Genomic DNA, 11863 nt, shown 5'->3' with positions numbered 1-11863 from the left:
GGCGGTGCCGGCACCCTTACGGGGTAGGCAGCATCCAGCTCAGGATCGGGGTGGACTGCAGGTAGACCAGCACGCACAGGATCAGCAGCATGCCCACCGACCAGCCGGCAACCTTCTTCAGGATGACCGATTCCTTGCCTTCCATGCCCACCGCGGTCGCGGCAATGGCAAGGTTCTGCGGGGAGATCAGCTTGCCGACCACGCCGCCGGAGGTGTTTGCGGCAACCAGCAGGTTCGGATCGATTCCGGCGTTGATGCCGGCGGTCTGCTGCAGCTTCGCGAACAAGGCATTGGCCGAGGTGTCCGATCCGGTGACCGCGGTGCCGATCCAGCCCAGGATCGGGGACAGGAAGGCGAAGAATGCCCCGGTCCCGGCGAGCCAAGTGCCAATGGTGATGGTTTGTCCCGACAGGTTCATGACGTAGGCCAGGGCCAGCACCGAGAGGATCGTGGTCGCAGCCCAGCGCATGTTGTAGACGGTGCGCCCGATTTCCATCACCGCGTCCGAGACCTTGACCTTGTACTTGCCGCCGGCATCGTTGAGCGAGTAGACAACGGCCACGATCAGGCCGGTGAACAGCAACAGAGTGCCGGGATTGGAAAGCCACTGGAAGTTGTAGATGGTCGAGGAAACCGGGTTGCCCTCGCCGTCCAGAATGTGCCCGTAAAGCATCGGCCACTTGACCTTGACGTCCGTGGAGGACAATGCGGCGGGAATGTTGGCGCCCAAGGTCCAGAGCTTGGCAATGCCGAAGATGACGATGACCAGCAGGTACGGGAAGAGCGCCAGGAAAGTCGGGCCGGGCTGCAGCTTGCGGTCCGTGGCGTCGTAGGTCGAAACCTTGCCGGCGGAGGTGCCGTTCGTTCCTGCGGAACCGGCAACTTCGCCGACCAGAATACGGGCCCGGGCCTCGTCGCGGCCCTTCGAGGACCAGAAGCGCAGGAAGACCACTGCGGAACCCAGACCAGCGAGCGAGGCGACGATATCGGTCAGTTCATAAGAGAAGTAGGTGGCGCAGAAGAACTGTGCGACGGCGAAGGATGAGCCGATGACCAGGGCTGCGGGCCAGACTTCTTTCACGCCGCGCTTGCCGTCGAGGATGAACAGCAGCAGGGTTGGGACGAAGATGGCCAGCAGCGGTGCCTGGTGGCCGACGATGGCGCCGATGTGGTTGGCGTCCAGCCCGGTCAGGCCAGCCGCGGTCGTGATGGGGATGGCCACGGCGCCGAAGGCGACCGGGGCGGTGTTGGCCACGAGCACCGCGGCTGCGGCGCGCAACGGGGCCATGCCCAGGGCCAGCAACATGGTGGCGGTGATGGCCACCGGGGCACCGAATCCGGCCAGCGCTTCGAGCAGGCCGCCGAAGCAGAAGGCGATCAGGATGGATTGGATGCGCACATCCCCGCCGCCGATCACGTCAAAGACCCGTCGCAGGTCTTCGAAGCGGCCCGAAATCACGGTGACCTGGTAGAGCCAGATCGCCATGATGACGATCCAGACCACAGGGAATGCGCCGAACACCGCACCCATGACTCCGGACATCAGCGCCATGCCGGTCGGCATCTTGAAGACGAATATCGCGACCAGGATGGCCACGAACAACGAGGTCAGGCCGGAGATGTGCGCTTTGGCCTTGACGACGGCCAGCATGACGAAGAACGTCACCAGTGGCAGCAATGAGACGATGGCCGAAAGCGCGACGCTTCCGGACAGCGGATCTGTTGTGGGTGTGAATGTGTCCACTGGTGGTTCCTTCGCGTATGGGAGCGGGGCGCGGAAAGTGTTTGATGTGTGCCGGTGGGCACCCGTGGTCGGACCACTATGGTCCGACCACGATAGTGTAGCTCAAAAATCCGTCCGGCGGTGAGTCTCATCACAAGCGCCCTGCGCGAAACGTCCGGCTAGACGTGTGCACGATCACGGTCTAGTATGGTCAGACCACATAAAATCCTCGGCAGAGCACGCCGGAAGGGCCGCTGAATGAAAATCGCACTTTTTGCCACCTGCATCGTTGATGCCATGTATCCGCAAACCGCGCGTGCCACCGTCAAGATCCTTGAACGACTGGGCCACGAGGTCATCTTCCCCTCCGGCCAGGCATGCTGCGGCCAGATGCACATCAACTCCGGCTACATGGACGAGGCGCTGCCGGTGGTGGCCAACCACGTGGCGGCCTTCGAGGCCAAAACCTACGACGTTGCGGTCGCACCGTCCGGGTCCTGCGTCGCCTCGGTCAAGCACCAACACCCCGTCCTGGCCGAACGCTGCGGCGACGCCGCGCTGAAGGCACGTGCCGAGGCCGTGGGCGCCAAGACCTACGAACTCTCCCAGCTTTTGGTCGACGTCCTGGGCGTCACCAATGCCGCCGAACAGCTCGGATCGCACTTTGCGCACAAGGTCACCTACCACCCCTCCTGCCACGGCATGCGCTCGCTGCATCTGGGCGACCGCCAGCTGGACCTGCTCAAGAGTGTCGGCGGCATCGAGGTTGCCGACCTGCCCGAGGCCGACCAGTGCTGCGGATTCGGCGGAACCTTCTCCATGAAGAACGCCGACGTGTCCTCGGCGATGCTCGAGGACAAGGCCAAGAACATCGAATCCACCGGCGCCTCGCTGTGCTCCGGCGGAGACGCCTCCTGCCTCATGCACATCGGCGGCGGGCTCTCGCGCACCAAGTCCAACACCACCACTCTTCACTTTGCCGAGATCCTGGCCAGCACCATCACCGAACCCGTCTCCGTGACGGGCGAGGTATTCGTAGGAAAGGGAGGCAAGTAAATGAGCAACGTCTTCATGGGCATGCCGAGCCTTCCGGTCTTCGGCGACGGCAACCTGCACATCGACGAGCCGTTCCCGGCCGCGGCGCACCGCGAACTGGGCAACACCCAGATGCGTGCCAACCTGCGCCACGCGACCCACACCATCCGCGACAAGCGCCTCAAGGTCGTGGGCGAACTTCCCGACTGGGAGGAATTGCGCGACGCCGGAGCGGCAACCAAGAACCAGGTCATGGCGAACCTGCCGGCGCTGCTTGAGGAGTTCGAAAAGAACTTCACCGCCCGCGGCGGAATCATCCACTGGGCCCGCGACGCCGACGAGGCCAACCGGATCGTCTCGGACCTGATCAAGGAACAGGACACAGACGAGGTCGTCAAGGTCAAGTCCATGGCCACCCAGGAGATTGGGCTCAACGAGTACCTCGAGGAGCAGGGCATCTCCGCCTTCGAGACCGACCTGGCCGAGCTGATCGTCCAGCTGGGCCACGACAAGCCCAGCCACATCCTGGTCCCGGCCATCCACAAGAACCGCACCGAGGTGCGCGACATTTTCCTGGCGGAAATGCCGAATGTGGACCCGAATCTGACCGACGAGCCGCGCCTTCTGGCCATGGCCGCCCGCGAACACCTGCGCCGCAAGTTCCTCTCCGCCAAGGTCGCGGTCTCCGGGGCCAACTTCGCCCTGGCCGATTCCGGCACGCTGGCGGTCGTCGAGTCCGAGGGCAACGGGCGGATGTGCCTGACCCTGCCCGAAACGCTGATCACCGTCATGGGCATCGAGAAGCTGTTGCCGGGCAAGGAGGACCTCGAGGTCTTCATGCAGCTGCTGCCGCGCTCCTCCACCGGCGAGCGCATGAACCCGTACACCTCGCTCTGGACCGGGGTCACCGAGGGCGACGGACCGCAGAACGTACACCTGGTGATGCTGGACAACGGACGGACCGCCGCACTGGCCGACAAGTACGGACGCACCGCGCTGAACTGCATCCGCTGCTCGGCCTGCATGAACGTGTGCCCCGTCTATGAACGCACCGGCGGCCACGCCTACGGTTCCACCTACCCGGGCCCGATCGGCGCGATCCTCACCCCGCTGCTCACCGGCATCAAGTCCGAGGAGAACAGCTCGCTGCCCTACGCTTCCTCGCTCTGCGGCGCCTGCTACGACGCCTGCCCGGTGAAGATCAACATCCCCGAAATCCTGGTGCACCTGCGCGGCGAGGACGTGGATTCCAAGCGCGGCGAGAATAAGCTGCCGAGCCAGATGGACCTGATGATGAAGGGGGCCCAGTGGGCCTTCTCCTCCGGCAAGAACCTCGGCCTGCTGGAAAAGGGCCTGCCTCTGGGCAAGCTGGCCGCCGGACGCGACAAGAAGATCAAGCGCCTACCGGGCATTGCCGCGGGCTGGACCCAGTCCCGCGACATCCCCGCTCCCCCGGCGCAGTCCTTCCGCGACTGGTGGAAGAAAGACCACCGGCCCGCAGCCGCCACGACCGAGCAGGAGAAATAGCCACAATGAGCGCCAAGGAAGAAATCCTCTCCCGCATCACCTCCGCCCTGCGCGATGCCCCGACCGCGGAGCCGATCCCCCGCGAGTACCGCACCACCTCGGACATGCCGCAGGCCGAGCTTGTCACACTGCTGGTCGACCGGCTCGAGGATTACAAGGCCCATGTTGACGTTGTGGATTCAGCGCAGCTTTCGGCAACGATTGCCGAGCGCCTCAAGGGCGCGACCAGCTTTGTGGTGCCGCACGGCATCGACGAAGCCTGGCTGGCCGATGCCATGCCGAACGGTGATGCGCGCCGCCGCATCGACGTCCCCGGCGCGGTGCTGAGCGTGACCGAGCTGGATAACACCGACGCGGTGCTGACTTCATCGGCCGTCTCCATTGCAGAGTCCGGCACCATCGTGCTGGACGGCAGCGGTGACCAAGGACGGCGCGCAATCTCGCTGGTCCCGGACCACCACGTGTGCGTGGTCCCGATGTCCACGATCGTGCGCCTGTTGCCCGAGGCCCTGCCGCGCATGGACATCACCCGTCCGCTGACCTGGATCTCCGGACCCAGCGCCACCAGCGACATCGAGCTCGAGCGAGTCGAAGGCGTACATGGCCCGCGCCAGCTGGACGTCATCATCGTCAAGGGGCTGTAAGGCCCCCAGAAGAAGCGCAGATCTCCCGCCAACCGCATTTCGTGTTGGCGGGAGATCTCTGCATGGGCCAGTTATGGATGAGCCATACCGAGTCCACTGGTAGCACACGTACTTCAGGGCCGGCTTTCCCTGCAACGGCCTTTGGACGCCTTTCTGCCTGCTGACTTGTATTCAGGTCACGGAGCATCAGTGACGTCGACGTGTACGCGTTCTACAACCCCTGGAACCATTGATGTCTACGTAACTAGTTACGTAGAATGGAGTTATGGCCAAGAAGTTGCCGATGAGTCGGTTCATCCAGAATTACAACCAACATCTCGCCGACGCGGAGCGTGACGACAGCAGGATCATCCTCCAACAGCGTGCAGGTCGACCCGCATGGGCATTGGAGACCGAAAGCCGCGCTCAGGCCACCGCCGAGGCCACGGATTTCCTTTCCGCCGCATTGGCGGCATTGGTTCTCGATGAGTCGATGGTGCACCGCTTTGCCGATGCGCTTGCCTCGACACTTCCGTGGGTAGCTTTCCTCCCGCCTGCCGACCGCGAAACGTTCGCCAGGGAATCCGCAAACACCCTCAGGGCGTGCGCCTCAATTGGCCGCTACACAGCTTTTTCGGAACTGATCGAGGATTGGCGCAACACCGCAGAGATCTGGTCGGACAGCGCCCTGGCTGCGTCACTGTCCCGTGACGTTCCGGAGCCACTCGATATGTCGGTAGACATGCCAATTGTTTCCACCGCTTGAACATGGCGCGTCCCAAGCGAGGCGGCCAGGTTCCCCCACCACCAGCTGTCAACGAGTGGGACATCCGATACGCCACGAAGGAATCCCTGGCTTTCACGGAGTTGGAGAACCAGTTTCCGGGCAATACCGCTGAGGCTAAACAACGTTTGAAGCATTCGCCCGCAATTCGTTCCGACGTACAGAAGAGATTACGCGGTTCCCTCGGATCTAGTATGATCGGCGGAACCCAATTGGAGCAATGGCAGTACGATATCTCTTCCGGCGCAAGGCTCTGGTACTGCATTGATCCAGAAAAACACATTGTTTGGCTCACGTTGGCAGCTACAGGTCACCCCCCGGCAACCGTGGCGAAGGGAAAGCGCGCTCCCCGGAACCGCTAGACATGGGAGAACCTGAGCCCAAAGATTTCACTTGCCTTGACGTTAGGTCAGGATCGCTCAGCCCATGCGTCAGTTGTCGGACCGGCACAAAAAACACGATCAATCTGCTCCCGGACCACCACGTGTGCGTGGTCCCGCGGGCCACGATCGTGCGCCTGTTGCCCGAGGCCCTGCCGCGCATGGGCATCACCCGTCCGCTGACCTGGATCTCCGGACCCGGCGCCACCAGCGACATCGAGCTCGAGCGAGTCGAAGGCGTACATGGCCCGCGCCAGCTGGACGTCATCATCGTCAAGGGAATCTAGGCTCCGTCACCCCAATCGCAAGAGGTGGCCCCGGGTGGTTCCGGGGGCCACCTCTTGGCTTTTTCGGGACGGTCCCGCGGGTTAGCGCCCGCCGATCACTCCCTTCTCGGTGGCCTTGGTGACGGCGTCGACCTCGATCTGGGTGAGCGTCCCGTCCTTGACCGCCGCGTCCAGCTTCGACTTCAGTGCCGCGGCACGTTCTGCTTGTCCCTCGGTCCGAAGTTCCTCCAGGGCCGCGGTGACCTTGGATTCTTCGATGCCCAGTGTTTGGGCCAGGGACTTGGCCAAGGCCGCGTCCCTTTCCGCACGATCCGGCCTGGCGGCATCCTCGGTGCGCTCGGCCGGCTTGTTGGCTTCCCTGAACGTGTCCAGGGCATCGCTGAGCTTGCTTTCCTTGACGCCCAGCTTCTCGGCCAGGCCCGAGGCCATTTCAGGACCCCCGCTGCGATGGCCGCCGTGCCCGCCGCGTTCGGAAGGCGCAGACTGCGTGGTGCCGCTGGTCGTGTCGGAGGCGGCACCCGTCGCGTCGGCCGCGGATGCGACCGATGCGAGGCCCAGTCCGGTGACCAGGGCCAGTGCCGCGGCGGATGTCCCCAGCGCCATAGTCTTCTTCGTTGCCATGGGTGTTCCCTTCAGTGGCCGCCCGCAGCGGTACCAGTTGGTGGTCCGGCATTCATCGCCGGCTCCATTCCAGCTTGCCCGTGGCCGATATGGCGGGGCTGTTGGGATGCTGTCAACGGACTATGTCAATCGCGGCAGTGAGGATCCCGCAGCTAGGCTCCCCCGACATCGCGGCGGCGCAGCGCGAAGACGGCGAGCGCAACGAAAAGCACGTTCAGGCCCGCCAGTCCCCACAACGCGCTCCAGTCCACGCCGTTGGCCACGGGCTGCCCGCCGAGCGCCCAGTGGTACGGGGAGAAGGCGTGCATCCACTGCAGGTCCTCTCCCTGGTTGCCCAGCGCATTGAGCATGTAACCCCCGACCGCCACCAGGGCGCCGGCAGCGGTTCCGTGCGTTCGGTGCCCGCCCGCGGCCCCGCCCAGCAGCGCCGCGGTGCCGCCGAGCAGCACCAGCAGCAGGAACTGTGCCACCGCCTGGACGAGCGTCCCGGGATCAAGCCCCAGCTCCGAGGGCCCGTTCAGCGCCAGCACCCCCGCGTAGATCACCATCATCAGGAAGGCCATGCGCAGCAGCAGCGCCAGGGAGCGTTCCAGGACCACCTGGGTGCGCGTCACCCCGTGGGCGAGCGTGAGTTCGAGCAGTCCCTCATCCTCGTCCCCGCCGATGGCCGCGGCCCCGGTGCCGATGGCCACGGCCGAGGAAAGCATGAATCCCAGCAGGCCGAAGAAGGTCGCCTGGGCGTAGCCGGCACCGGTCGCGATCTGGTCGTAGTCCAGGGCACTGATCAGCTCCTCGGGCAGGGAGGCGAGCAGTCTCTCCATTTCCGGGCCGGCCATGGACGGGTAGAGCGGTAGGTAGAGCGCCAGCACGGACAGAAGCACCAGGGCCCAGACGAGCGTGGAACGCCAGGTGTCCAGTAGTGCCTTGCCCATCAGCGGCAGGACCGGGCGGCGGGCGGCGGGCGTCATGGCCGCGGCTCCCCCGCGCGATGGCGTCCGTTCCCGGGGAGGGAACCGTAGAGCTCGAGCACCGCTTCCTCCAGGTCCGGTTCCTCAAGGACCAGGTCGAGCACCTCGACCCCGGCCAGGGCGTGCAGGAGCGCGCCCACCTCGCCGGAGAATCTCGCCTCGAGTGCACCGACCCCTTCACCGAGTTTTTCGGTGTCCAGCAGTTCCAGGCCGGGGAGCGGTTCCAGGGCCGCGGCAAGTGTCTCGGGGTCCGTGGCGGCCAGGACGCGCAGCCGGCGACGGGCACCTGCCCGCAGCTCCTGAACCGTGGCGGTGCGCACGATCAGCCCGTCGCGCAGGATCGCCACGCGGTCCGCCGCCTGTTCGATCTCCCCGATCAGGTGGGAGGAGAGGAAAAGTGTCTGCCCGCGCCCGCGGGCGTCCTCGACCATGCCGAGGAATTCCCGCTGCATCAGCGGATCCAGGCCGGAGGTGGGTTCGTCGAGAATGAGCAGCTCCGGATCGTGCATGAACGCCTGCACCAATCCGAGCTTCTGCTTGTTGCCCTTGGAGAGCTTGCGCGACTGCCGGTCCAGCTCGAGTCCCAGCCGTGAGGCCAGTTCCTCGACCCGGCCGGGGGCCACCGGTCCGCTGATGGCGGCAAAGTGGTCCATCATCCTCCGCCCGGTGATCCGCCGCTCCAGGGCGAGTTCGCCCGGGAGGTACCCGATGCGGCGGCGGATCTCCGGGCCTGCCCGGCGCGGATCGGTGCCGAGCACCCGCACCTGGCCGGCCGTGGGCCTGATGATGTCCAGCAGGCAGCGCATGGCGGTGGTCTTGCCGGCACCGTTGGGCCCGATCACCCCGAAGACGCTGCCACGGGGGATCTCGAAGTCGATGCCGCGCAACGCCTCGCGGTGGCCGAAGCTCTTGGCAAGGCCCTGCACCTCGATGACGTTCTCCATGCCGCTGCCCTTCCGGGTGCCCGCCTCGGGGCTCCCCCATACTTCATTGTCGTTCCTGCGCACGATCCACGCCAGCTTCCGACATGCAAGGTGCCGCAGGGGGCCCCGACAGGAGCCGGTCCTACTCGACCAGTTTCCCCGCCGATGAGACCTCCTTGATCAGGGCGGAGATTTCCGCCGGGATCTCCGGGATCGCCTCTCGCGCCACCCCCGTGCGCGGTGACCAGACCAGGTTGACCTGCAACGAGGGGTCCATTTCGGGGTAGTCGCTGCGGTTGTGGCAGCCGCGGGTCTCGCGGCGCTCGATGGCCGCCTCGAGGGTGGCCCTGGCAGCCAGGGCCGAACCCAACAGGTCGAAGGCGTGCGCCAGATCCTGGTAGCCGGCAATGTCCGGATGGATCCCCACGTGCTCCATGCGTTCCTCGATGTCCGCAAGCTTGGCCAGTCCGGCCTGCAATCCTGCTTCATCCCGGACCACGCCTGCATGGTCGGTCATCATGTTGCGGATCGCACGCTGCAACTCCCGAACGTTTTCCTGCCCGTCCGCGGCCAGCAGGTCGTCGATCTCGGCGCGGGCCCCGGCGATGGCCTCGGCCGAACGCGGCTGGGAATCCAGGGAAGCCGAGTACTTGGCAGCGGCGCGTGCAACGATGCGCCCGAAGACCAACAGCTCGATCAGCGAATTGCCGCCCAACCTGTTGGCGCCGTGCAGGCCGCTGGAGGCCTCCCCGATGGCGTAGAGCCCGTTGACATCCGTGCCGTGGTCTTCCGGGCGCACCCAGACCCCGCCCATGGAGTAGTGCGCGGTGGGTGCGATTTCGATGGGTTCGGCAGTGACGTCGAGCATCTGCACTTCAAGCATGGTCTGGTAAACACGCGGCAGGCGCTCCATGATGGTTTCGCGCGGCAGGTGCGAGACGTCCAGCCAAACCCCGCCGTTCTTGGTCCCGCGGCCTTCCTTGATCTCTGTGTAGGCGGCCAGCGCCACGCGGTCCCGGGTGGAGAGTTCCTTGCGGATCGGGTCGTAGCGTTCCATGAACCGCTCCCCCAGCGCGTTGCGCAGGATGCCGCCCTCGCCGCGGGCCGCCTCGGAGATCAAGGTACCTGCGGCGCTTTCCGGTTCGATGATGCCCGACGGGTGGAACTGCACCAGTTCCGGGTCGCGCAGGCGGGCCCCGGCGTCCACTGCCAGGCGGAAGGCGTCCCCGGTGTTCTCATCGCGGCGCGAGGAGGTGCGGCGCCAGATGCGGGTGTGGCCTCCGGCAGCCAGGATGACCGAGTCGGCGTGGATGAGGTAGCGCTTGCCAGACCTGATGTCGAAGCCATAGGCACCGAAGACTTGGTTGTCGCGCACCAGCAGCCGGGTGATGTAGACCGAGTCAAGGATCGGGATCTGCAGTTGTTCGGCCCGGCTCACCAGGCTGCGCTGGATTTCCAGGCCGGTGTAGTCTCCGGCAAATGCGGTGCGGCGGAAGGTGTGGGCGCCGAAGAAGCGCTGGGAGATCCGCCCGTCCTCCTCCCTGGCGAAGCCCATGCCGTAGCGTTCCAGGTCGTGGATTCCCTGGGCCGCACCGCGGGCGACGATTTCGACCGTGTGCGGGTTGGCCAGGTAGTAGCTTTCCTTGATGGTGTCGGCGGCGTGCTGCTGCCAACTGTCGTCCTTGTCCATGGTTCCGAGGGCCGCGTTGATGCCGCCGGCGGCGAGCGAGGTGTGGGCGTCGTTGCGCGGGCGCTTGCCCACGGAGAGCACGTCCACCCCCATTTCGGCCAGCTCGATGGCGGCCCGCAGCCCCGATCCTCCGGTGCCGATGACCAGGACGGTGGTGGAAATCTGTTGTTCTTTCGTTGCTGTTGCGCTCATGTCTTCAACGCTAGGAACATGCCCTCGATCCGTCCAATGAATTGTTCGAGTCGTTTCAATGCGTATACGCTATCGAGCATGAACCTGGAACAGCTCCAAAGCTTCGTGGAAGTGGCACGCACGGGCCATTTCACGCGTGCCGCCGCGCTTCTGCACCTCGCGCAGCCTTCCTTGAGCCGGCAGATATCCACCCTGGAATCAGATCTCGGTGCGGAGCTGTTCCACCGGGCCCGGGGCAACATCACACTCACCGATGCAGGGGAATCGTTGCTCCCCCTGGCCAGGCGGATGCTCGCCGACGCGGAAACCGTCCGCCACGAGATGCAGGAACTCGCGGGCCTCAAGCAGGGGCGGGTAAGGCTCGGTGCGACCCCGACATTGTGCGTCAGCCTGGTTCCGGATGTGCTGACCGCGTTCCATGCCGCCTACCCCGGCATCGACCTGCACCTGACCGAACAGGGCTCCCGCGGCCTGCTCGACGAGCTCGCCGGGGGCGCCCTCGACCTGGCGCTCATCGTCACCTCGGAGGACCGCACGGCCCCCGCCGCCAGCTTGCAGCGCACTCCGCTGCTCACCGAGGAGCTGGTGGTCGTCGCCTCGGTGGACAGCACCCACCTCGCCGGTCGCGACTCCCTGACCCTTGCCGATCTGGCGGAACTGCCGCAGATCACCTACCACCAGAGCTACGACCTGCGGGAGGCCACCTCGCAGGCGTTCCATGCCGCCGGACTCGCCCCGAATCTGGTCCTTGAGGGGTCTGAAATGGATGCCGTGTTGCGTTGCGTGGAACGCGGACTGGGGGTCGCCGTGGTCCCTGCCATGGTCATGCTCGATCGGCAGCGCCTGTGTTCGGTGCGGCTCACCAATCCCGGGTTGTCCCGGACGGTCAGCCTGGCCCACCGCAACGATGTCTCGCCGACCCGCGCCGCCCAGGCCATGCAGGAGATGATTTTTGACACCGCAAACCTCCTGGCGTCGGGCAGCGCCTCAACCCGCGGCTTGGTGACCCGGGTTTCGTAGTCGTCGCGGGCTGGTCAAACGTGTTGGTTCCAACAGTCCAACCGGACGCGTTCCGGCCCGGAGCCAACTAGGCTTGGAGGTGAACCCATT

At 65.4% G+C, this 11863-nt stretch carries 10 protein-coding genes and 1 pseudogene; 6 read left to right on the top strand and 5 right to left on the bottom strand.

What is annotated here, in order from left to right:
• Positions 1 to 16: 16 nt before the first annotated feature.
• Positions 17 to 1744, bottom strand: coding sequence for an L-lactate permease (locus J2T21_RS06040; protein ID WP_307579483.1), 1728 nt, complete (start codon positions 1742 to 1744; stop codon positions 17 to 19).
• A 237-nt stretch (positions 1745 to 1981) separates the two neighbouring features.
• On the opposite strand from J2T21_RS06040, the gene J2T21_RS06035 reads away from it, so the two are divergent.
• The 5 genes and pseudogenes from J2T21_RS06035 to J2T21_RS06015 all read left to right on the top strand — a co-directional run.
• Positions 1982 to 2779 carry a (Fe-S)-binding protein gene (locus J2T21_RS06035; protein WP_307579481.1) on the top strand — a complete coding sequence of 266 codons (798 nt, stop codon included), beginning with the start codon at positions 1982 to 1984 and terminating at the stop codon, positions 2777 to 2779.
• Positions 2780 to 4285 (top strand): LutB/LldF family L-lactate oxidation iron-sulfur protein, encoded by a 1506-nt coding sequence (locus J2T21_RS06030; protein WP_307579479.1) that lies wholly within the window; start codon positions 2780 to 2782, stop codon positions 4283 to 4285.
• Between the two features lie 5 nt (positions 4286 to 4290).
• Positions 4291 to 4929, top strand: a complete 639-nt coding sequence (locus J2T21_RS06025; RefSeq protein WP_307579478.1) for a LutC/YkgG family protein — start codon at positions 4291 to 4293, stop codon at positions 4927 to 4929.
• Between the two features lie 265 nt (positions 4930 to 5194).
• Positions 5195 to 5674 (top strand): hypothetical protein, encoded by a 480-nt coding sequence (locus J2T21_RS06020; protein ID WP_307579476.1) that lies wholly within the window; start codon positions 5195 to 5197, stop codon positions 5672 to 5674.
• A 439-nt stretch (positions 5675 to 6113) separates the two neighbouring features.
• Positions 6114 to 6359 (top strand): annotated as a pseudogene (locus tag J2T21_RS06015) (LUD domain-containing protein); the annotation flags it as partial.
• An 81-nt stretch (positions 6360 to 6440) separates the two neighbouring features.
• Here the strand turns inward: J2T21_RS06015 and J2T21_RS06010 are convergent.
• The 4 genes from J2T21_RS06010 to J2T21_RS05995 all read right to left on the bottom strand — a co-directional run bounded on the left by J2T21_RS06010 (position 6441) and on the right by J2T21_RS05995 (position 10753).
• Complete coding sequence (locus J2T21_RS06010; RefSeq protein ID WP_307579472.1) at positions 6441 to 6980, bottom strand: hypothetical protein; 540 nt, start codon at positions 6978 to 6980, stop codon at positions 6441 to 6443.
• A 152-nt stretch (positions 6981 to 7132) separates the two neighbouring features.
• A complete protein-coding gene (locus J2T21_RS06005; RefSeq protein WP_307579470.1) occupies positions 7133 to 7948 on the bottom strand; it encodes an ABC transporter permease subunit in 816 nt (271 codons plus the stop codon).
• Positions 7945 to 8892, bottom strand: a complete 948-nt coding sequence (locus J2T21_RS06000; protein ID WP_307579467.1) for an ABC transporter ATP-binding protein — start codon at positions 8890 to 8892, stop codon at positions 7945 to 7947. The genes J2T21_RS06005 and J2T21_RS06000 overlap by 4 nt, the downstream gene beginning before the upstream one ends.
• Positions 8893 to 9013: 121 nt before the next feature.
• Positions 9014 to 10753, bottom strand: a complete 1740-nt coding sequence (locus tag J2T21_RS05995; protein WP_307579465.1) for an L-aspartate oxidase — start codon at positions 10751 to 10753, stop codon at positions 9014 to 9016.
• Positions 10754 to 10831: 78 nt separating this feature from the next.
• Between J2T21_RS05995 and J2T21_RS05990 the strand changes: the two genes are divergently transcribed.
• Positions 10832 to 11773: a LysR family transcriptional regulator gene (locus J2T21_RS05990; protein ID WP_307579463.1), complete on the top strand. Its 942-nt coding sequence runs from the start codon at positions 10832 to 10834 to the stop codon at positions 11771 to 11773.
• Positions 11774 to 11863: the final 90 nt, after the last annotated feature.

The sequence above is a fragment of the Paeniglutamicibacter psychrophenolicus genome, from assembly GCF_030812255.1.
Classification (GTDB): Bacteria; Actinomycetota; Actinomycetes; order Actinomycetales; family Micrococcaceae; genus Paeniglutamicibacter; species Paeniglutamicibacter psychrophenolicus_A.
The sequence above is the reverse complement of the archived record's forward strand: the minus strand, read 5'-3'. Positions and strand labels throughout refer to the sequence as shown.

Excerpts from the sequence above, each read along its gene's own strand:
- J2T21_RS06035 (WP_307579481.1), top strand. The coding sequence starts at position 1,982 with ATGAAAATCGCACTTTTTGCCACCTGCATCGTTGATGCCATGTATCCG.
- J2T21_RS06030 (WP_307579479.1), top strand. The coding sequence starts at position 2,780 with ATGAGCAACGTCTTCATGGGCATGCCGAGCCTTCCGGTCTTCGGCGAC.
- J2T21_RS06025 (WP_307579478.1), top strand. The coding sequence starts at position 4,291 with ATGAGCGCCAAGGAAGAAATCCTCTCCCGCATCACCTCCGCCCTGCGC.
- J2T21_RS06020 (WP_307579476.1), top strand. The coding sequence starts at position 5,195 with ATGGCCAAGAAGTTGCCGATGAGTCGGTTCATCCAGAATTACAACCAA.
- J2T21_RS06010 (WP_307579472.1), bottom strand. The coding sequence starts at position 6,980 with ATGGCAACGAAGAAGACTATGGCGCTGGGGACATCCGCCGCGGCACTG.
- J2T21_RS06005 (WP_307579470.1), bottom strand. The coding sequence starts at position 7,948 with ATGACGCCCGCCGCCCGCCGCCCGGTCCTGCCGCTGATGGGCAAGGCA.
- J2T21_RS06000 (WP_307579467.1), bottom strand. The coding sequence starts at position 8,892 with ATGGAGAACGTCATCGAGGTGCAGGGCCTTGCCAAGAGCTTCGGCCAC.
- J2T21_RS05995 (WP_307579465.1), bottom strand. The coding sequence starts at position 10,753 with ATGAGCGCAACAGCAACGAAAGAACAACAGATTTCCACCACCGTCCTG.
- J2T21_RS05990 (WP_307579463.1), top strand. The coding sequence starts at position 10,832 with ATGAACCTGGAACAGCTCCAAAGCTTCGTGGAAGTGGCACGCACGGGC.